This is a genomic window from Pantoea sp. Ep11b, from assembly GCF_040783975.1.
In the GTDB taxonomy this organism is placed as follows: Bacteria; Pseudomonadota; Gammaproteobacteria; order Enterobacterales; family Enterobacteriaceae; genus Pantoea.
Genome location: NZ_CP160631.1, coordinates 423,337 through 442,927, shown reverse-complemented (window position 1 = coordinate 442,927; position 19,591 = coordinate 423,337). Strand labels below are relative to the sequence as shown.

The following is a 19,591-nucleotide window of genomic DNA, read 5'->3' as shown; positions in this document are numbered from 1 at the left end:
TGAGGATTACTTCAGCGCCTGCGGGTTAACGCAGTTTTTATCGACGCTTCCGCCGAGCGCAGCGATGAGGTTTTCCACTGCATCCTGCATCATGCCGTAACGGGTTTCATGCGTGGCAGAACCGATGTGCGGCAGGGTGACCACGTTGGGCAGCGACAGCAGCGGAGAGTCGGCAGCGACCGGCTCCTGCTCAAACACATCCAGTCCGGCGGCGTGCAGCTTGCCCGCCTGCAGCGCGGCGATCAGCGCCTGTTCATCCACCACCGGCCCGCGACCGGCGTTAATCAGCACCGCATCCGGCTTCATCAGCGCCAGTTCAGCGGCACCGATCAGATGGTGCGTTTCGCGCGTCAGCGGCAGGCTGATGCAGACGAAATCACTCTCTTTCAGCAGCGTCTCCAGGTCACAGCGCCGTGCGCCAAAGCGCGTCTGCGCCTCTTCATGTTCACGGCGTGCGTTGTAGAGGATGTTCATGCCGAAGCCAAAGTGGGCGCGCTGCGCCAGCGCCATGCCGATACGGCCCATGCCGAGAATACCCAGGGTTTTATGATGCACGTCGATGCCGAACTGCGCCGGGCCGATGCTCTTCTGCCAGTGGCCCGCTTTGACCCAGGCATCCAGCTCCGGCACGCGGCGCGCCGTGCTCAGCACCAGCGCCATCATGGTATCCGCAACGGTTTCGGTCAGAACGGTCGGGGTGTGCATCAGCACCACGTTACGCTGGTTGAGCGCCTCGACATCAAAATTGTCATAGCCTACCGAGACGCTGGAGCAGACGCGCAGATTCGGCATTTTTGCCAGCAGGTCCCCGTTCACTTTACCGCCCGATCCCAGCAGCCCCTCGGCCTGCCGGAACGCCTCAGCGTGTTGCTGCTGATTTTCTGGCGAGAGGTCACTGATTTCCGTCACGTCACACTGTTCAGCCAGGCGGGCATAGAGATCGTCAGGCAGTTTTTTGTAGAGAATTACAGCGGGTTTCATTCGGTCGCTCCCGATCAATAAGTAGCGGGCGGCCTGCAGGCCGCCCGGAGAAACAGAGACGCATTGTTGCGCCGGTGGGCTGACGCCGGGTCAGCCCCCTTCAGCGCTTACGCTTTCAGGCCGGTTTTGCACTCTGCAGCGGCGGCGCTGTGTTCTGCGCCGGTTTCACAATCAGCGTCAGCCACACCGCCACCAGCAGGGCTGATCCCATAAAGATGTAGGAGGCCGCCGGGCTGCCGGTAGCCCCATTAAGATAGCCGACAATCCACGAACCGATAAACGACCCCAGCGCACCCATGCTGTTGATCAGCGCCATCGCGCCACCGGAGACGTTGCGCGGCAGCATCTCAGGAATAATGGCGAAGAACGGGCCGTAAGGCGCATACATCGCGGCACCGGCGATCACTAACAGGGTGTAGGACATCCAGAAATTGTTCGATCCCACCAGCCAGGAGCCGAGGAACGCCAGCGCCCCGACCAGCAGCAGCGGCCAGACAAACAGCTTACGGTTCTGGGTTTTGTCTGACGCCCAGGAGACCACCACCATCGCGATAGTCGCGGCCAGATAAGGCACCGCAGAGAGCCAGCCCGCTTCCACCATACCCATCTGGGTCCCGTTACGCAGAATCGACGGCAGCCACAGTACGAAGCCATAGACGCCGATGCTCCAGGCAAAGTATTGCAGGCAGAGAATGATCACGTTGCGGTTGCGGAACGCTTCGCCGTAGTTGCGCACCGCTTTGATGTTCTCCTGCTCTTTCTGCAGTTCAGCCTGCAGCGCCGCTTTCTCGGCATCGCTCATCCAGCGTGCCTGCGAAGGTTTATCCTGCACCAGGAACCACCAGGCCACCGCCCAGATCACCGCCGGAATCCCTTCGATGATGAACATCTCGCGCCAGCCAAAAGATTCGATCAGATAGCCGGAAACCACAGACATCCACAGCACCGTCACCGGGTTCCCCAGGATCAGAAAGGTGTTGGCGCGGGAGCGTTCCGATTTGGTAAACCAGTTGCTGATGTAGATCAGCATTGCCGGCATTACGGCCGCTTCGACCACGCCCAGGATAAAGCGGATTGCCGCCAGCATCGGAATGTTGCTGACCACCCCGGTCAGGGAGGCACAGCCGCCCCACAGGATCAGGCACCAGAAAATCAGTTTCTTCACGCTGCGGCGTTCGGCATAAATCGCCCCCGGGATCTGGAAGAAGAAGTATCCCAGGAAGAACAGCGCCCCCAGCAGCGAGGACATGCCTTTGGTGATGCCAAGATCATCATTAATCCCGGCAGCAGAAGCGAAGCTGAAGTTGGCCCGGTCGAGATAGGCCAGGCTGTAGGTGATAAACACGATGGGCATGATGAACCACCACCGTTTTGGCGCGATTGTCTGCTTTTTCATCGGGAACTCCTGTGTCTGTAGAGGGGGCGTTGACTACACATCGCCCAGTTGCTGACGCGTCGGCAGACCTTCGCTGTCACCAATAACCTGAATCGCCATCGAACCAATTTTGTTTCCGCGACGGATCGCCTGCGGCAGCGACTGACCTTCCAGCAGGGCGCTGATCACCCCTACCGCAAAGCCATCACCCGCCCCGACGGTATCCACCACGTTTTCAACCCTGACCGCCGCCACCTGGCCCTGTTCACCCTGGGCCGTTTTATACCAGGCACCGTCACACCCGGTTTTTATCACGACGGCTTTCACGCCCTTGTCGAGATAGAAATCCGCGATCGCCTCCGGCTGACGATAGCCGGTGAGGATCAGTCCCTCTTTTTCGCCTGGCAGCACCCAGTCGGCGTACTCTGCCAGCAGGTTGAGCTGCTTACGCATCTCCTCTTCGCTGCGCCACAGCACCGGCCGCAGGTTAGGATCAAACGAAATCGTTTTACCGCGCGACCGCATCTCTTTCGCAGTGTGTTTCAGCAGTTCCAGCGAGCTCTCTGACAGCGCCGCCGCGACACCGCTCAGGTGCAGATGACGCGCCGAGCCGAAATAGTCCGCGTCGAAATCGTCAACCGACAGATGGCTGGCCGCCGAACCTTTACGGAAATACTCCACCAGCGGGTCGGAACCATCATCGACTTTGGACTTCAGCTGAAAACCTGTGGGATAGCGCGAATCGACCGTCACCCGGGCGTGGTCGATCCCCTCTTTTTCCAGCTGCTGACAGATAAACCGGCCAAAGGCGTCATCGCCGATGCGGCTGACCCAGCCCACTTTCAGACCAAGACGGGCAAGGCCGGTTGCGACATTCAGCTCTGCGCCCGCGGCACGTTTCACAAAGGTCTCTGCTGCGGCCAGGTCGCCGGTTTCACGGGCGACGAACATCGCCATCGCCTCACCAATCGTGACAACATCAAGCGGACCGTTATGATGCATAGTGTGATGCGTCATTATCTTTACTCCTTACACGTTACGCAGCAGCGACACATAGTGGCGTGTCACCGCAGTCAGATCGTCGCCTTCGAGCGGAAATTCAATGCCGCGCGGCGCGGTAGCCGGTAGCTGTTGCAGCAGGGCGAGCCAGCAGTCGTCAGCATCATCCAGCGCAATCGCCCGGAAGCTCTCCTGATGCGGCACTGCGGCTTTGACATGCACATAGCCCACCTGCGCGGCCAGCAATGCTGCCGCCTGACCGGCATCCTCACCGGTCCAGCACCAGTTGCCCATATCAAAGGTCATGTTAATGGCCAGCCCGGCTTCCCTGACCGCCGTAAAAAACGCCACCGTCGGGGCCAGCCGGCCCTGTTCGGTCTGATCGTTTTCTATCGTCAGCTGAAACGGCAGCGAGGCCAGCAGCGTGTCGCGTGGCAGCGCACCGGTAAAGTCGCCCAGCGCCAGCTTCAGTCGCTGCGCGTTTAACTGGCGCGCTTCTTCAACGTAGTGAGTTATGCGCGGATTGATTTCGCCGCCGTCACAAAACAGGGTATCGGGCACCGAATAGCTGGCGTGGAGCTGATGCTGCGCCACCGCCTGGGCCAGCGACGGCAGCGTCGCCAGTGCCGCGTCATCAAGCAACTCGCGGCGAATTTCGACGCCGTCAGCGCCCGCCTGCTGAATAATCGGCAGCAGCGCATGCTGACCGCCGAGCGCGGCGATCTGAGCATGGCCATAGGCGGCGGTCACCACGATGATGTCAGGTTTCATGTTCTACTCCATGGCAGATGGCTGCCCATAACGAATAGAAAAACCCTAAATGGAACCGGTTCCAAAGCAAAGGAGCAAACTGTGAAATTATGATCGTGCTCACGAAGCGAGCACGTAAAGGAAAGGTTAAATCTGAATTTCAGCCCAGAGGCTGGCTGGAGCCGCGAACGATCAGTTCGCCAGAGAAAACCTGTTCGGCAACCGGCAAATCGCTGCCCTCTATGCGCGCTATCAGCCGTTCCAGCGCACTGAAGCCAATCTGCCAGGTAGGCTGTTTCAGCGTGGTGATCCCGACACCCGCCAGTGCCGCCCACTCCAGTTCGTCGAACCCGAGGAGCCCGATATCGCGACCCCAGTGCAGATTGAGCCGTTGCAGCGATCGCGCTACCTGCAGCGTCAGTGCGCCGTTGGCGACCATCACAGCACAGCGTTTGCCGGCGTGACGCTGCCGGAATGTCAGCAGCGCCTGGTCCAGCGCGGCAGGCTGATGCAGCGGGACCTCCGCATTTTCATGCGCAACCTGTGGATGCGAGCCCAGCAGCTGACGAAAAGCCTGCAGGCGCTCGCGGCGGGTGTTGACGCTGCCCAGCGGCTCACTGAGAAACAGCAGCGCCTCGTAGCCATTCTCCACCAGATGGCGCGTGGCGGTTTTGGCGGCTTCGGCATTATTCAGGCCCACCACATCGCAGGGAAAATCGGGGATTTTGCGGTCAATCAGGACCATCGGCAGCAGCGACTGTTGCAGGTGATTGAGCACCTCTTCGCGCATGCCGACCGCGTTGACCACAATGCCCTCCACCTGATAGCTGCTCAGCAGTTGCAGATAGTGCTGTTCCAGATCCACTTCATTGTTGGTGTTACACATCAGCAGCGTGAAGCCCTGCTCGCGGCAGGCGGCTTCAATCCCGCTCATCACATCCACAGAATAGGGGTTGGTAATATCGGCAATAATCAGACCGATCAGCCGGGTACGACCGCGCTTCAGGCCGCGTGCCATCTGACTGGGGCGATAGCTGAGATCGGCAATAGCCTGCTCGATCCGCGCTTTTAAATCCGCAGAGAGCAGATGCAGTTCGCCATTCAGATAGCGCGAAACGCTGGTTTTTCCGGTTCGTGCCGCGCGAGCAACATCGCTGATGGTGGCGCGAGGCGGCCTGATTTTCATGAGATATCCTGCGAAATAAGAAACCAGGCAGAGACTAGCACAAGCCAGGCCCGGTGCAAAAAGTGCTGCGCCGGAAATTGCTGCCCGGCGTGTTTACTTTTTCGACGGCAGGCCGGTCATCAGCCGCCGCAGATTTTCCAGCACCTGTTCAGCCAGATGAAGAGGCAGGAGAGGATGGGGGATAGCCGTGCGTGGCTGGCTTTGATCGCGAAAGGGGAAGTGCAGAAAGGCGGTAAAAAGGGCTGTGTCGTTCAGAACGGTTTACGCTCAGGTTTCAGCTGGCCCTGTTTACAGAAACGAGACAGACGCTGAGAGTGAGTTTCGCAGAACAGCGAGCGCCCCCGGACGGGGGCGACCGCGATTAGCCCAGCGGGCTGAGGGTGATCTCAACGCGACGGTTTTGCGCTTTACCGGCTTCGGTGCTGTTGGTGGCAACCGGATTATCCGGGCCTGCACCCTGAGTGCGCAGGCGGTCGCTGGCAACGCCCTGCGTGATCAGTGAGCTGGCCACGCTTTCAGCACGCTGCTGTGACAGGCGCATGTTCAGTGCACGGCTGCCGGTGCTGTCGGTGTAACCCACGACGTTTACCGCGGTTTTCGGATACTCTTTCAGCACTAACGCCACACCGGTCAGCGTGTTCGCGCCAGCCGGTTTCAGGTTGCTGCTGCTGGAGTCGAACGTCACATTGTTTGGCATATTCAGGATGATGTTATCGCCGTTACGGGTCACGCTGACGCCGGTGCCACGCATCTTGTCGCGCAGTTTGGCTTCCTGCACATCCATGTAGTAACCGACGCCACCGCCCAGCGCGGCACCACTTGCGGCACCGATCAGAGCACCCTTACCGCGATCTTTTTTCGACGAAGAGAGCACGCCGACACCGGCACCCACTAACGCCCCCAGACCTGCGCCCACGCCTGACTTGCCCGCCTGAGATTCGCCGGTGTAGGGATTAGTAGTACAACCTGGCAGGGCCAGACTGCCGCTTAATAACAAGGTGATGGCGATTAATTTCTTCTGCATTTCTGTTCCCTTACATTCGAGAAACCGGGAAAAACCTTTCCCATAAGTGGCACGATTATGCCGCCTGTGACCAGGCAATGTAGTGCGGAAAAATCCTGATTTGTCAGGAATCAGCCTTTCTGGTTGTCAGGATGGCGGAAACAGTTGCTCTGATGATCGTTTATCAGCCCGCAGGCCTGCATAAAGGAGTAGCAAATTGTCGGGCCGATGAATTTAAAACCACGCTGCTTCAGCGCTTTCGAGAGCGCTATGGCCTGCTCTGAGGTCGCGGGCGCCTGGCGGTAATCGGGATGATGGTGAACGATTTGCACGTTATCGACAAATTGCCACACGAAGTGGCCGAAATCCTCGCCTTTGGCTTCCATCTCAAGAAAAGCCCGGGCGTTGGCAATAATGGCCGCAATTTTACCCGCATGGCGAATAATGCCGCTGTTATGCATCAGCGCGTCGATCGCTGCGGCATCCATCTGCGCGATGGCCGCGGGATCAAACTGATGAAACGCCATCCGGTAGTTTTCGCGCTTTTTCAGCACAGTAATCCAGGATAATCCCGCCTGCTGTCCCTCCAGACAGAGCATCTCAAACAGCGCATGTTTGTCTCTCTGTGCCACACCCCATTCCCTGTCGTGATAAGCCAGATAGAGGGGATCCTGCGTTACCCAACCACATCGTTGCATCGCTTTTTTCCTTTATGACGAGAATATTTTAGCGGTCCGCTTGATCTTAGAATTAATCGGTTGATAGTTAAACGAACACCGGGTAAATAACAGAGACAGCTCGGAATTTGATCAGAACGTTGGATAACCACTTCAGCTCTGCCTGGAGAAAAGATGTTGCCAGAAAGCGGTGGAAAAGGTCTGCGGACCTGCTGTGCTGTAGGGCTATTAATCTTATCGCAACCGACGTTTGCCCGCGGAGGCGCTCCCGCGCCTCAGCACCCCGATCTGCTGCCCGACTACGACACGATTCTGGCCGAAAAAATTGCCCTGACGCCCCTCGCCTTCAGCGATGACAGCCGCGCCCTGTTTGAGGCCGCCATCAACTCCCCCACGGCTTCACCGATCGCGTTGCACAGCGAAACCGGCAGCGCAGGCACCACACCTCTGGGAAAACGCTACCGGGCTGGCATTGATCTGCCCCTTTCCTCCTCCTTCACCACCGGGCCGGTGGCGCAGTATGCAGTTGACCCGCAGCAGACGAACTGCCTGCAATGCGACTACAGCGATCCGCAGAGCCGTGAGCAGAGCGCCAGCGTTGGCTGGCGCATCGATTCGCAGCAGGGATGGATAGCGCCCTGGGCGCAGGTAAGTTATCACTATTTTCTGGCCGATACGCCGCAGAGTGTCGGGCGCGACATCACCAGCGGCTCAGATCAGAGCAATGGCATCGACCTGAGTATCGGGGCGCAGCTGCCTCTGAATGATAATCTGGCGGCATTTGCCTCCTTTTCACAGAGCGAAGCGCTGAATAACGAGGAGCAGCAACTCTACAGCTTTGGCTTCAGTGCCAGCTTCTGAGCAGGGCATAAAAAGAGAAAGGCGACCGGATGATTAAAATATAATGAGGCTGCTAATCATTATACCGGTAACATTATGCGCAACGATTTGACAATTATTGGCCGCGAAATTGTGGTCTTCCTGCTGGCCGCTCTGGTTCTCGCCCTGACTATCATTCCTGTCTACGTTGATGTCGCCTGGATGAACGATGCCCTGCACGAAACCTCTTTTACCGAAACCACGCAGGAACTGATGCTGGCGATCATCGCCGCGCTGTTTTTCATTGCGGCCCGCGGCCGCGCTGGCCAGCGTGGGGGGCTGACCTTAGTGGCTGGCTTTTACAGCTGCATGCTGATCCGCGAACTCGATTTCGTCTTTGACACTATTCAGCACGGCAGCTGGGTCTGGTTTGCGCTGGCCATGACGGCAGGTTCACTGGCCGTGGCGCTGCGCACGCCGAAACAGACCATAAAGGGGCTGGCGGCGCTGGTGCAGCATCGCAGCTGGCCGGTGATGGCCTCCGGCTTTCTGGTGGTCCTGGTCTTCTCACGGCTGTTTGGGATTCATGCGCTGTGGCAGCACCTGATGCCGGGCGATTACAACCGCGCAGTGAAAAACATGGCCGAAGAGGGCACCGAACTGCTGGGATACAGCCTCTGCTGGCTCGCTTCGGTTCGCTATTTATGGCAAACCCGTCCCGCCGCCACAGCCGTCAGCCTGCATGCCGCTGAATCCGCACCGGCCCGCCACGCTGCGCCTCCGGCCACCTCGCACTGATCACGGCCCTTTTTAAGCGATCCCCCTCGTTAAAAAAGGTACAATATCCCCTTCTGCGCTGGCGACCGTTTCCCGGCGCAAGGTGTTTGTTAACCTCAGGTCTTTTCATGTCAGCTAAAATCTTAACTTCAACGCTCATTGGCCTGGATGCCTTCCGACAGGATCCGCTGACTGCCCTCCAGCAGGCGGAAAAGGGCACGCTGGCGGTGTTAGATAACTACGCGCCGGTGATGTATGCCATCACCCCGGCGCGTCTGGCGGAGCTGCTGGCGCTGGAAGCCGCCGCCCGGCAGCCAAACGATGTGGCGCTGGATGACAGCCTGTATGACGATACGCCCGCCCCACTCCACACACCGGCCGGGAAGTTCGCCATGTATCCGGGCTGGCAGCCAGATGCCGACTTTACGCGTCAGGCCGCCATCTGGGGCGTGGCGCTGAGTGAACCGGTGACGCCCGCCGAGCTGGCGGCCTTTGTCGCCTACTGGCAGGCGGAAGGCCGGATGTTCCACCATGTGCAGTGGCAGCAGAAGCTGGCACGCAGCATCCAGATGAATCGCGTCGCCAGCGGCGGGCAGCCGAAGCGTGATATCACGCAGTTGCCCGATCCTGACCGTACTATTCCCGATGGTTTCCGAGGTGAATAATGAAAACGCCCGACGATCTCTTTAACCGTCTGAAAAAAATGATGCCCGCCGGTACCCGGCCGAAATTCGCCAATGGTGAAGAGCTGCTGGCGTGGAACCAGGAGCAGGGTCGCCTGCGTTCAGAGGCGATTGTGCGTGAGAACCGCGCAATGAAAATGCAGCGCGTGATGGGCCGTTCCGGCATTCGGGAACTGCATATCAACTGCTCCTTCGACAATTACCGGGTCGAAAACGAGGGACAGCGCAAAGCCCTGGAGCTGGCGCGTCAGTACGCCGCTGAATTTGATGGCAGCATCGCCAGCTTTGTCTTTTCAGGCCGCCCGGGTACGGGTAAAAACCATCTGGCCGCCGCGATCGGCAACGACCTGATCCTGCGCGGAAAAAGTGTGCTGATCGTGACGGTCGCCGACCTGATGTCGAGCATGAAGGGCACCTTTAGCGGCAGCAGCGGCATCACCGAAGAGCGTCTGATTCAGGATCTCAGCAGTGTTGATCTGCTGGTCATCGATGAGATTGGTATGCAGAGCGAATCGCGCTACGAGAAGGTGATTATCAACCAGATCGTCGACCGCCGCTCCTCGTCGAAACGGCCGACCGGTATGCTCTCCAACCTCGATCATGCGGGCATGAATGCCCTGCTGGGTGAACGCGTGATGGACCGTATGCGCCTGGGCAACAGCCTGTGGGTTCGCTTTGACTGGGAAAGCTATCGCAGTCGGGTGCGCGGCGACGAATATTAATCCCCGCCGGATAACGCGGCTGGCTTGCGGCGACCGCGTGCCGGATCTGCCGGAACCGCAGGCTGACCCGGCAATCCGATCGCGGTCACGCTCCCGGCCAGGGGCGCTTCTGTTGTGTGAAACAGGCCGCAAAAGTGTGGGGTATAGAACGCGCAGGGGCTGATAAACTCAATGTTTACTCCTCTGTTGGGTGAACCCGTGATGAAAACGAACGGCAAAGGCCCTGCACTACTGCGACTGAATAATCAGAAACGCGTGATGGCCCGGTTGCGTAAACAGCGAGTCACGTCGCGTCAGGAGCTGGCGGAGGCGCTGGCGCTCAGCAAGAATACCGTGTCGTTAATCATTGACGATCTGCTGGAGCAGGCGCTGATAGAGGAGCTGGGGCCGGTCAGCGTGGCGGCCGCCGGGCGGCCCAAGATCGGCATCCGGCTGCGGCCGGAAAAACTGCAGAGCGCAGGCGTGATGGTGGAACGCAACGTCATCCACTGGCGGGTCTGTGACTACTTTTCTCAGGTACTGGCTGAACAGACGCTGCGAACCGACACCAGTAACCCGAACCGGTTACTGGCCGAGCTGGCCACGCTCTGCCGCCAGCTCACCGAGCGTTACCCCCATCTGCTCGGCATTGGCCTGGGCTTTCCGGGCATCGTCGATCCCCGGCGCGGCTGGATGCATATCTCGTTGCCGCTGGAATGGCAGGATGTTGACCTGCTGACCTCGCTGCGCAGGCAGATTCAGCTGCCCATTCGCATTATGAACAATGTCAAAGCGGCGGCGCTGCTGGCGGTGGAGCAGTGTGGATTACCCACAGAGAGCGGCCACTTCTATCTGCGCGTGTCTGAAGGGATTGGCGGTGCACTGATCCAGCACGGGGACGTCTTTACCGGGCACAGCTGGACCGCCGGAGAGGCGGGACATCTGATCGTTCAGCCCGGCGGACCGCGTTGCAGCTGCGGTCGCCGCGGCTGTCTGGAAACGCTGATCAGCAAACCTGCCGTCAATCAGCAGCTGGCGCAGCGCCAGCCAGGCCTGAGCTGGCAGAGCCGGGACAGTGCGACGCGGGTAGTGGATGAGGTGATGACGCAGGCTGGCGGCTTTCTGGGTGCCGCGCTGGGTCAGATCATGCTGCTGCTCAACCCGGCCACCATCATCATCGATTGCCCGTGGAACGTCAGTGAGACATTCTGTCAGGCGGTGCGCAAAACGGCCCAGAGCAACACGCTGGCCTTTACCGCTTCCCACACGCAGCTGCACTTTCCCGAAAACCGGATAGATCCGGCCAACGGCCTGGCGCTGGCGGTGATCGAGGAGAGTGAGCAGCGGCTGATCTAGTGGCGCGGGCCGCACCGATTTACAGGCCTCGCTTCACACCCGGCGCGCTCTGCTACAGCACATTCTCCCCGTGATGCTGGCGGTACTCTTTCGGCGTGGTGTCGTAGCTTTTGCGGAACACCGAGTAGAAATACTGCAGTGAAGGATAGCCGCACATCTGCGAGATCTCATTGATATTGAGTGAGGAAGAAGCCAGCAGTTCGCGCGCTTTTTCCAGTTTTTCGCGGTGGATCATCGCATGAATGGTGTCGCCGGTTTCATCCCGAAAACGCTTCTCCAGGTTGGAACGCGACAGCCCGACGGCATCCAGCACCTGCTCCACTTTAATCCCCTTGCAGGCGTTGAAGCGGATATAGTGCATCGCCTGAATCACCGCCGGATCGCGCAGCGAGCGGAAGTCCGTTGAGCGCCGGGCGATGACCTTCACCGGCGGCACCAGAATGCGCTGAAGCGGCAGCGGCTGTTTATCCAGCAGCCGGTGCAGCAGTTTGGCCGCCTGATAGCCCATCTGTCGCGAGCCCTGCGCGACCGAAGAGAGCGCCACCCGCGACAGATAGCGGGTCAGCTCCTCATTATCGATCCCGATCACCGTAAGCTTCTCCGGCACCGGAATCTTCAGATGCTCACACGCCTGCAGCAGATGACGCGCCCGCGCGTCCGTCACGGCGATGATGCCGGTCTGCGGCGGCAGCGTCTGCAGCCAGTCTGCCAGCCGGTTCTGGGCGTGCTGCCAGTTATCCGGCGCGGTTTCCATCCCCTGATAAACCACACCCTGATAGCGCTCGCGTCCCACCAGTTTACGGAACGCCTGTTCCCGCTCCTGCGCCCAGCGCTTGCCGCTGGAGACGGGCAAACCGTAGAAGGCGAAGCGGTTAATCCCCTTCTCTTTCAGATGCAGAAAGGCTTTTTCGACCAGCGCGGCGTTGTCTGTGGCGATATAGTGCACCGGCGGATAATCTTCCTGGCGATGGTAAGAGCCGCCGACGCCGACGATCGGAACAGAGACGTTCGACAGCAGGGTTTCGATGGAGCGATCGTCATAGTCAGCGATCACCCCATCGCCCAGCCACTCGCGGATGTTGTCGATGCGACAGCGAAAATCTTCTTCGATGAAGATATCCCAGTCAGTCTGAGACGCCTGCAGATACTCCCCGACGCCCTCAACAACCTGACGGTCATACACCTTGTTGGCATTAAACAGCAGCGTAATGCGATAACGTTTATCATGCATGGTGGCGCGTTCCCTTAAATCCTCAGCGCATTGCATAACACGCCTGAAAGGGGCAAAAAAATTGTTTGCGCCACAATGTGATCGCCCGCGCGATTACACCCGACGTCGCGTGGCGGTATCCATCCACACCGCCAGCAGCAGGATCGCGCCCTTTACGATGTACTGCCAGAAGGTCGGCACATCCATCATGCTCATGCCATTGTCGAGCGAGGCCATAATAAAAGCCCCCATAACGGCCCCCGCCACCGATCCGACCCCACCCGCCAGGCTGGTGCCGCCGATGACGCAGGCGGCGATAGCATCCAGTTCGGCGATGTTCCCCGCCGAGGGTGAGCCAGCGCCCAGTCGCGAACTGAGGATCAGCCCGGCAATCGCCACCATCACCCCATTAATGGCAAACACCGCCAGCTTGGTACGCGCGACGTTAATGCCCGACAGGCGCGCGGCGTCGATGTTGCCGCCGATGGCGTAGATGCGACGGCCAAAGGCGGTACGGGTTGCCATAAACATGCCCGCCAGCAGCAGCACGGCCAGCAGTAACACCGGCGTAGGCACGCCGCGATAGTCATTGAGCAGCCAGATAGCACCCAGCACCAGGATGGCGGTGATCGCCTGACGTCCCACGGTGCCGCTGGCTGCACCCTGTGGCAGCCCGAGCTGCTGACGACGCAGCCGCAGCCGCCACTGCCAGAGCATAAACAGCGCCAGACCGGCGATGCCAAAGCCGAAACCGACGCCGCCTGGCAGATAGCTCTGACCGATCTGCGACATGCCCGGCGTGATGGGCGCCACGGTGGTGCCATCGGTGATGCCGACCAGCACACCACGGAAGGCGAGCATCCCCGCCAGCGTCACGATAAACGAGGGCACCTTGCGGTAGGCCACCCACCAGCCATTCCAGGTGCCCAGCAGCAGCCCCATCACCAGCGTCACCACGATGGTCAGGGGCAGCGGCCAGCCGAGCCAGACGTCAAAAATGGCCGCCGCGCCGCCCAGCAGCCCCATCATCGAACCCACGGAGAGATCGATCTCGGCTGAGATAATCACAAAGACCATGCCGACCGCCAGAATGCCGGTGATGGCGGTCTGACGCAGCAGGTTAGAGACGTTACGCGCGCTGAGCCAGGCGCCATCGGTGGTCCAGGTAAAGAACAGCGCAATCAGCACGATCGCGCCCAGCATCACCAGAACCTGCAGATTGGGCAGCGTGAATCGGCCCGGTGACGGCTTGCCCGGCGTACCGGAGAGGCGACCTGGGGTACTTTCACTTTTAAGCATAATGTTCACTCCGCAGGGCGGCTTCCATCACCTGCTCCTGAGTCAGATTGTCGTTAATCAGATCGGCTTTGATCTGCCCTTCATGCATCACCAGAATCCGGTCGCTCAGACCCAGCACTTCCGGCAGTTCAGAAGAAATCACAATCACCGCGATACCCTGCTGAACCAGCGCATTAATCAGCAGATAGATCTCCTGACGCGCGCCCACGTCAATGCCGCGTGTAGGTTCATCGAGGATCAGGATTTGCGGATTCAGCAGCAGACACTTCGCCAGAATCGCTTTCTGCTGATTGCCTCCGCTTAGCCGGCCAATCGGCAGTTCTGAAGAGGAGGTTTTTACCCGCAGCCGCCTGATGGCCTCGTTAATCGCCTGCTGCTCCTGCGCTTCATTCAGCGTGGAGAGCCGGTGACTGAACTGATCCAGCGCCGCCAGGGTGATATTTTTGCCCACCGCCATCAGTGGCACGATGCCATCTTTTTTGCGATCTTCCGGCACCATCGCGATGCCGTGCACAATGGCGGCGCGGCAATCAGTGATGTTCACCTGACGGCCATTGATCCAGATATCGCCCTGCCAGCGCCCTGGCCAGACGCCAGACAGACACTGCACCGTTTCGGTCCTGCCCGCGCCCATCAGCCCGGCGAGGCCGAGGATTTCACCGCGCCTGAGCGTGAACGAGACATTGTTGACGCGCCGGATATGGCGATTGACCGGATGCCAGGCGGTGAGGTTTTCGACTTTCAGTATCTGTTCGCCAATCTGATGCGGCGAATGGGGATAGAGGGTGGTCAGCTCACGGCCGACCATCATCGTGATGATGTCATCTTCGCTCAGGCCCGCCGCCGGTCGGGTGGCGATATGCTGGCCGTCGCGGATCACGCAGATGACGTCGGAGATCGCCTTTACCTCATTCAGCTTGTGGGAGATGTAGATGCAGGCGATGCCGTGTTCGCGCAGGTTACGGATGATGCCGAGCAGCACATCCGTCTCCTGCTCCGTCAGGGAGGAGGTCGGCTCATCGAGAATCAGCAGCCGGACCTGCTTGTTCAGCGCGCGGGCGATCTCCACCAGTTGCTGCTGGCCCAGGCCTAACTCACCGACCCGGGTGGCGGGTGAGACATTCAGCCCGACCCGCGCCAGTAGTTGCTGACAGCGCAGCGTCATGGTTTCGTCATCCACCATGCCGAAACGACTGAGTTCGGCCCCCAGGAAGATGTTCTCCATCACCGTCAGCTGCCGCACCAGCGCCAGCTCCTGATGAATAATCACGATGCCCTTACGCTCGGTATCGCGAATGGTCTGCGCCTGAATTTCGTCGCCAGAGAAGTGAATCTGCCCCTCAAAATCGCCGTGCGGATAGAGTCCGCACAGGATCTTCATCAGCGTCGATTTTCCTGAACCATTCTCCCCGCACAGCGACATCACCTCGCCCGCCTCCAGCTGCAGGCTGATGTCATTCAGCGCCTTTACGGCCCCGAAACGCTTGGTGATGTTTTTCATTTCCAGCAGCATAGATGGTCCTCCCTCACGCTCTGCGCGGTCAGAGTTCGCTCTGTTTGTGGAAGCCGTCTTTCACCACGGTGCTTTCGATATTGTCTTTATTAACCGGGATCGGCTTCAGCAGCCGTGACGGCACATCTTTGAGGCCATTATTCAGCTTGCTGTTGCTGGCAGGTGTTTTACCGTCGCCCAGCTCGACGGCGATTTTCGCCGCTTCGGTAGCCAGCTCGGTAATCGGTTTGTAAACCGTCATGGTCTGAGTGCCCGCTTTGATGCGCTTAATCGCCGCAAGATCCGCATCCTGACCGGAAATCGCCACTTTTCCTGCCAGCCCCTGCGCACTCAGCGCCTGAATTGCACCGCCAGCGGTGGCATCGTTAGAAGCCACCACCGCATCGATATGGTTTCCGTTAGCGGTCAGGGCGTTTTCCATGATTTTCAGGGCATTTTCCGGCAGCCAGGCATCGACCCACTGATCGCCGACAATTTTAATTGCGCCTTTATCAATATAAGGTTTTAACACTTTCATCTGTCCGGCACGAAACAGACGGGCGTTATTATCCACCGGTGAACCACCCATCAGAAAATAGTTGCCCTGAGGCACCTGTTTCACAATGCTTTCAGCCTGCAGCTCACCCACTTTTTCATTATCGAAAGAGATATAGAAGTCGATATCGGCGTTATTTATCATCCGGTCATAGGCCAGAACTTTAATGCCTTCCCGTTTCGCTTCGGCGACAACGTTACTCAATACCTGACCGTTATAGGGAATAATGACCAGCACATCGACACCGCGGTTGATCATATTTTCAATCTGCGACATCTGGGTCTCTTCATTACCGTTGGCTGACTGAACAAACACTTTAGCGCCCAGCGTTTCAGCCTGTTTCACGAAAATGTCACGATCCTTCTGCCAGCGTTCGAGTCGCAAATCATCAATCGCCATGCCGATCTTCACTTCTTTTGCCACGCTGGTCTGGCTGAACAGCGCCAGCGCCGCGCAGGCGGCTAACAGTGCATGTTTCATCTTCATTAGGGTTATCCTGTAGGTTGAGGCTATTGTCGTTTCAGGCCGATAAACCAGGCGGATGAATTGTTGCCCTTCTTTTCCGGTTACAGCAATTACTGATTTTTATCCGGCTATTACGTTTTTTGGTTTATTTCTTTTTTTATGAGCGCGATCGAGGTTTCACCTTTTTCGGACAGGTGAGAAATCTAAAAACCCGGTTATCAGAGAAGGATAATTTGCGACTCAGCGCACAAATAATAATTATCTGAAACCCGGAGTGAAATATCGTAATTGAGCCGGGACAGTCGCCTCTGTCAAATAGGGCTTCAACGCAGACCATTCGGGTACTGATGCTAAGGAGCAAACCATGCACGCTTATTTCGATCAGATCGATCGGGTTCGTTATGAAGGCACCCAGTCGACTCATCCTCTCGCTTTCCGTCACTACAATCCCGACGAGCTGATCCTCGGTAAGACCATGGCGGAGCACCTGCGCTTTGCCGCCTGTTACTGGCACACCTTCTGCTGGAACGGCGCGGATATGTTTGGCGTCGGTGCCTTTGATCGCCCCTGGCACAAAAGCGGCGATGCACTGCAGCAGGCAAAACTCAAAGCCGATGTCGCTTTTGAGTTTTTTTATAAGCTGAATGTCCCCTGGTACTGCTTCCACGATGTTGACGTTTCGCCGGAAGGGGATTCGCTGCGCAGCTACAAAGAGAACCTGGCCGCGATGACCGATAAACTGCTGGAAAAACAGCAGGAGACCGGCGTGAAACTGCTGTGGGGTACGGCAAACTGCTTTACCCATCCGCGCTACGGCGCCGGGGCCGCCACCAATCCCGATCCAGAGGTCTTTGCCTGGGCCGCCACCCAGGTCTGCAGCGCCATGCAGGCCACCAAAACGCTGGGTGGCGAAAACTATGTGTTGTGGGGCGGTCGTGAAGGGTATGAAACCCTGCTGAATACCGATCTGCGTCAGGAGCGTGAGCAGATTGGCCGCTTTATGCAGATGGTGGTGGAGCACAAACATAAAACGGGCTTCCAGGGAACGCTGCTGATTGAGCCAAAACCGCAGGAGCCGACCAAGCATCAGTATGACTACGATGTCGCTACCGTCTATGGCTTCCTGAAACAGTTCGGGCTGGAGAAAGAGATCAAGGTCAACGTTGAGGCGAATCATGCCACCCTGGCCGGTCACTCTTTCCATCATGAAATTGCGACTGCGATTGCGCTGGGTATTTTTGGTTCGGTGGATGCCAACCGTGGCGACGCGCAGTGCGGCTGGGATACCGACCAGTTCCCGGTCAGCGTGGAAGAGAATGCGCTGGTGATGTACGAAATCCTCAAGGCGGGCGGCTTTACCACCGGTGGCTTAAACTTTGATGCCAAAGTGCGCCGTCAGAGCACGGACAAATATGACCTCTTCTACGGCCATATTGGCGCGATGGATACCATGGCGCTGGCGCTGAAGGTCGCGGCTCGCATGATCAGCGATGGCGAACTGGATAAGCGTGTGGCGCAGCGTTACAGCGGCTGGAATGGTGAGTTCGGCCAGCAAATTCTGAAAGGGGAGTTTTCACTGGCGACGCTGGCGGCGCATGCTCAGCAGCAGCAGCTTAATCCGCAGCATCAGAGCGGACGCCAGGAGCAGCTGGAAAATCTGGTGAATCACTATCTGTTTGATTTCTAAACCTTCAGGAGCAGAGCATGTTTATCGGGATCGATTTAGGCACCTCCGGCGTCAAAGTGGTGCTGATGGATGCACAGGGCAACGTGGTGGCCACGGAAACGGCGGCACTGCAGGTTTCACGTCCGCAGCCCTTGTGGAGCGAACAGGATCCCGAGAGCTGGTGGCAGGCGCTGGATGTGGCGATGCAGGCGCTGAGTGCGCAGCAGGATCTGCAGGCCGTGCAGGCCATTGGGCTGAGCGGGCAGATGCACGGGGCGACGCTGCTCGACAGCGCAAACCGGGTATTGCGTCCCGCCATGCTCTGGAATGATGGACGCAGTGAGGCGCAGTGTCGTGAGCTGGAGCAGAAAGTGCCGGATTCGCGGACGATCACCGGTAACCTGATGATGCCCGGCTTCACGGCGCCCAAGCTGCTGTGGGTACAACAGAACGAACCGGCTATTTTCAGTCAGATTGCGCATGTCCTGCTGCCCAAAGATTATCTGCGCTGGCGAATGAGTGGCGACTTTGCTACCGATATGTCCGATGCTGCCGGCACGATGTGGCTGGATGTGGCTCAGCGTGACTGGAGCGACGTGATGCTGCGCGCCTGCGATCTCAGCCGCGATCAGATGCCGAAGCTCTGTGAAGGCAATGCGCAGACCGGCACGCTGCACGCGGACCTGGCGACCCGCTGGAAGATGAAGGTGGTGCCGCTGGCGGCGGGCGGCGGCGACAACGCGGCGGGCGCGGTGGGCGTCGGCATGACGGAGCCGGGTCAGGCGATGCTGTCGCTGGGCACCTCGGGCGTCTATTTCGTGGTGAGTGACGGCTACCTGAGTAACCCACAGCGTGCGGTCCACAGCTTCTGTCACGCCTTACCGCAGCGCTGGCACCTGATGTCGGTAATGCTCAGCGCGGCGTCCTGCCTCGACTGGGCAGCCACGCTGACCGGCTGCCGGGATGTGCCTGAACTGCTGGCTGAAGCTGAGCGCGCGCGCAATGATGTGCCGTCGCTGTGGTTTCTGCCCTATCTTTCCGGCGAACGTACCCCGCATAACAACCCCAATGCCCGGGGCGCGTTCTTCGGCTTCACCCACCAGCACGGGCGGCCGGAGCTGGCTCGTGCGGTGCTGGAAGGAGTCGGGTTTGCGCTGGCGGAGGGGATCGACGTGGTGCATGAGTGTGGCGTTAAGCCTGAGAGCATTATGCTGATCGGCGGCGGCGCGCGCAGTGCGCTGTGGCGTCAGATGCTGGCGGATATCAGCGGTCAGACGCTCGATTATTGTCATGGCGGGGAAGTTGGCCCCGCACTGGGTGCGGCACGGCTGGCGCAGCAGGCGCTGGATCCCGGCGTGACCGTGCCGACACCGGCGCGGGTGCAGCGCCATCAGCCGGATCCGGCCAGGATGGCCGGTTACGCATCACGCCGGGCGACTTTTGCCGCCCTTTATCAGCAGCTCCTGCCGCTGATGCATTAACCTCACAGGGCTGCCAGGCCCGCCTGCACGGTAGCCTGGCAGTCTGCTCTCTCTGTCAGCGCCCGACTGGATGGCAGCGCCGGAAAGCGGTTTTCCGGCGCGTTCTCATCACTGC

At 59.0% G+C, this 19,591-nt stretch carries 18 protein-coding genes; 7 read left to right on the top strand and 11 right to left on the bottom strand.

The features are described from left to right. Positions 1-6: 6 nt before the first annotated feature. The 7 genes from ghrB to AB1748_RS02120 all read right to left on the bottom strand — a co-directional run bounded on the left by ghrB (position 7) and on the right by AB1748_RS02120 (position 6,992). A complete protein-coding gene (gene ghrB / locus AB1748_RS02150) occupies positions 7-981 on the bottom strand; it encodes a glyoxylate/hydroxypyruvate reductase GhrB (protein ID WP_367395948.1) in 975 nt (324 codons plus the stop codon). A gap of 115 nt (positions 982-1,096) precedes the next feature. After that, the gene (locus tag AB1748_RS02145) at positions 1,097-2,377 is read right to left on the bottom strand and encodes an MFS transporter (protein ID WP_111141066.1); all 1,281 of its coding nucleotides are present in this window, start codon (positions 2,375-2,377) and stop codon (positions 1,097-1,099) included. Between the two features lie 33 nt (positions 2,378-2,410). Next, the gene (locus AB1748_RS02140) at positions 2,411-3,373 is read right to left on the bottom strand and encodes a sugar kinase (RefSeq protein ID WP_367395947.1); all 963 of its coding nucleotides are present in this window, start codon (positions 3,371-3,373) and stop codon (positions 2,411-2,413) included. A 12-nt stretch (positions 3,374-3,385) separates the two neighbouring features. Then, positions 3,386-4,126, bottom strand: a complete 741-nt coding sequence (locus tag AB1748_RS02135) for a sugar phosphate isomerase/epimerase (protein ID WP_367395946.1) — start codon at positions 4,124-4,126, stop codon at positions 3,386-3,388. A 139-nt stretch (positions 4,127-4,265) separates the two neighbouring features. Next, positions 4,266-5,291 (bottom strand): LacI family DNA-binding transcriptional regulator, encoded by a 1,026-nt coding sequence (locus AB1748_RS02130; protein WP_293773519.1) that lies wholly within the window; start codon positions 5,289-5,291, stop codon positions 4,266-4,268. A 361-nt stretch (positions 5,292-5,652) separates the two neighbouring features. After that, positions 5,653-6,315, bottom strand: a complete 663-nt coding sequence (locus AB1748_RS02125; RefSeq protein ID WP_111141074.1) for an OmpA family lipoprotein — start codon at positions 6,313-6,315, stop codon at positions 5,653-5,655. A gap of 110 nt (positions 6,316-6,425) precedes the next feature. Further along, entirely contained in the window at positions 6,426-6,992 is a 567-nt protein-coding gene (locus tag AB1748_RS02120) for a DNA-3-methyladenine glycosylase I (protein ID WP_367395945.1), read from the bottom strand. A 153-nt stretch (positions 6,993-7,145) separates the two neighbouring features. On the opposite strand from AB1748_RS02120, the gene AB1748_RS02115 reads away from it, so the two are divergent. The 5 genes from AB1748_RS02115 (at position 7,146) to AB1748_RS02095 (ending at position 11,307) form a co-directional block, all read left to right on the top strand. Beyond that, entirely contained in the window at positions 7,146-7,832 is a 687-nt protein-coding gene (locus AB1748_RS02115) for an autotransporter domain-containing protein (protein WP_293773527.1), read from the top strand. 75 nt (positions 7,833-7,907) lie between these two features. Continuing rightward, positions 7,908-8,588 carry a hypothetical protein gene (locus AB1748_RS02110; protein ID WP_293773530.1) on the top strand — a complete coding sequence of 227 codons (681 nt, stop codon included), beginning with the start codon at positions 7,908-7,910 and terminating at the stop codon, positions 8,586-8,588. Positions 8,589-8,695: 107 nt separating this feature from the next. After that, a complete protein-coding gene (gene dnaT, locus AB1748_RS02105) occupies positions 8,696-9,232 on the top strand; it encodes a primosomal protein DnaT (protein ID WP_111141082.1) in 537 nt (178 codons plus the stop codon). Further along, positions 9,232-9,972 (top strand): DNA replication protein DnaC, encoded by a 741-nt coding sequence (gene dnaC, locus AB1748_RS02100; protein WP_111141084.1) that lies wholly within the window; start codon positions 9,232-9,234, stop codon positions 9,970-9,972. Before dnaT ends, dnaC begins: the two co-directional genes overlap by 1 nt. Before the next feature lie 201 nt (positions 9,973-10,173). Beyond that, the gene (locus tag AB1748_RS02095; RefSeq protein WP_367396311.1) at positions 10,174-11,307 is read left to right on the top strand and encodes an ROK family protein; all 1,134 of its coding nucleotides are present in this window, start codon (positions 10,174-10,176) and stop codon (positions 11,305-11,307) included. Between the two features lie 52 nt (positions 11,308-11,359). Here AB1748_RS02095 and xylR read toward each other — a convergent pair whose 3' ends face one another. The 4 genes from xylR to xylF all read right to left on the bottom strand — a co-directional run bounded on the left by xylR (position 11,360) and on the right by xylF (position 16,350). Continuing rightward, positions 11,360-12,538 carry a D-xylose utilization transcriptional activator XylR gene (gene xylR, locus AB1748_RS02090; RefSeq protein WP_367395944.1) on the bottom strand — a complete coding sequence of 393 codons (1,179 nt, stop codon included), beginning with the start codon at positions 12,536-12,538 and terminating at the stop codon, positions 11,360-11,362. 93 nt (positions 12,539-12,631) lie between these two features. Continuing rightward, positions 12,632-13,816, bottom strand: coding sequence for a xylose ABC transporter permease XylH (xylH, locus tag AB1748_RS02085; RefSeq protein WP_111141088.1), 1,185 nt, complete (start codon positions 13,814-13,816; stop codon positions 12,632-12,634). After that, positions 13,809-15,329 (bottom strand): xylose ABC transporter ATP-binding protein, encoded by a 1,521-nt coding sequence (locus AB1748_RS02080; protein WP_367395943.1) that lies wholly within the window; start codon positions 15,327-15,329, stop codon positions 13,809-13,811. Before AB1748_RS02080 ends, xylH begins: the two co-directional genes overlap by 8 nt. Positions 15,330-15,357: 28 nt before the next feature. Next, positions 15,358-16,350, bottom strand: a complete 993-nt coding sequence (gene xylF, locus AB1748_RS02075; protein ID WP_111141404.1) for a D-xylose ABC transporter substrate-binding protein — start codon at positions 16,348-16,350, stop codon at positions 15,358-15,360. 343 nt (positions 16,351-16,693) lie between these two features. On the opposite strand from xylF, the gene xylA reads away from it, so the two are divergent. Then, positions 16,694-18,016 carry a xylose isomerase gene (xylA, locus tag AB1748_RS02070; RefSeq protein ID WP_293773545.1) on the top strand — a complete coding sequence of 441 codons (1,323 nt, stop codon included), beginning with the start codon at positions 16,694-16,696 and terminating at the stop codon, positions 18,014-18,016. A gap of 17 nt (positions 18,017-18,033) precedes the next feature. Beyond that, positions 18,034-19,476 carry a xylulokinase gene (gene xylB, locus AB1748_RS02065; RefSeq protein ID WP_293773548.1) on the top strand — a complete coding sequence of 481 codons (1,443 nt, stop codon included), beginning with the start codon at positions 18,034-18,036 and terminating at the stop codon, positions 19,474-19,476. Positions 19,477-19,591: the final 115 nt, after the last annotated feature.

Bases quoted from the DNA above. Each gene is read 5' to 3' on its own strand.
- ghrB (WP_367395948.1), bottom strand. From the start codon at position 981: ATGAAACCCGCTGTAATTCTCTACAAAAAACTGCCTGACGATCTCTAT.
- AB1748_RS02145 (WP_111141066.1), bottom strand. From the start codon at position 2,377: ATGAAAAAGCAGACAATCGCGCCAAAACGGTGGTGGTTCATCATGCCC.
- AB1748_RS02140 (WP_367395947.1), bottom strand. From the start codon at position 3,373: ATGACGCATCACACTATGCATCATAACGGTCCGCTTGATGTTGTCACG.
- AB1748_RS02135 (WP_367395946.1), bottom strand. From the start codon at position 4,126: ATGAAACCTGACATCATCGTGGTGACCGCCGCCTATGGCCATGCTCAG.
- AB1748_RS02130 (WP_293773519.1), bottom strand. From the start codon at position 5,291: ATGAAAATCAGGCCGCCTCGCGCCACCATCAGCGATGTTGCTCGCGCG.
- AB1748_RS02125 (WP_111141074.1), bottom strand. From the start codon at position 6,315: ATGCAGAAGAAATTAATCGCCATCACCTTGTTATTAAGCGGCAGTCTG.
- AB1748_RS02120 (WP_367395945.1), bottom strand. From the start codon at position 6,992: ATGCAACGATGTGGTTGGGTAACGCAGGATCCCCTCTATCTGGCTTAT.
- AB1748_RS02115 (WP_293773527.1), top strand. From the start codon at position 7,146: ATGTTGCCAGAAAGCGGTGGAAAAGGTCTGCGGACCTGCTGTGCTGTA.
- AB1748_RS02110 (WP_293773530.1), top strand. From the start codon at position 7,908: ATGCGCAACGATTTGACAATTATTGGCCGCGAAATTGTGGTCTTCCTG.
- dnaT (WP_111141082.1), top strand. From the start codon at position 8,696: ATGTCAGCTAAAATCTTAACTTCAACGCTCATTGGCCTGGATGCCTTC.
- dnaC (WP_111141084.1), top strand. From the start codon at position 9,232: ATGAAAACGCCCGACGATCTCTTTAACCGTCTGAAAAAAATGATGCCC.
- AB1748_RS02095 (WP_367396311.1), top strand. From the start codon at position 10,174: ATGAAAACGAACGGCAAAGGCCCTGCACTACTGCGACTGAATAATCAG.
- xylR (WP_367395944.1), bottom strand. From the start codon at position 12,538: ATGCATGATAAACGTTATCGCATTACGCTGCTGTTTAATGCCAACAAG.
- xylH (WP_111141088.1), bottom strand. From the start codon at position 13,816: ATGCTTAAAAGTGAAAGTACCCCAGGTCGCCTCTCCGGTACGCCGGGC.
- AB1748_RS02080 (WP_367395943.1), bottom strand. From the start codon at position 15,329: ATGCTGCTGGAAATGAAAAACATCACCAAGCGTTTCGGGGCCGTAAAG.
- xylF (WP_111141404.1), bottom strand. From the start codon at position 16,350: ATGAAGATGAAACATGCACTGTTAGCCGCCTGCGCGGCGCTGGCGCTG.
- xylA (WP_293773545.1), top strand. From the start codon at position 16,694: ATGCACGCTTATTTCGATCAGATCGATCGGGTTCGTTATGAAGGCACC.
- xylB (WP_293773548.1), top strand. From the start codon at position 18,034: ATGTTTATCGGGATCGATTTAGGCACCTCCGGCGTCAAAGTGGTGCTG.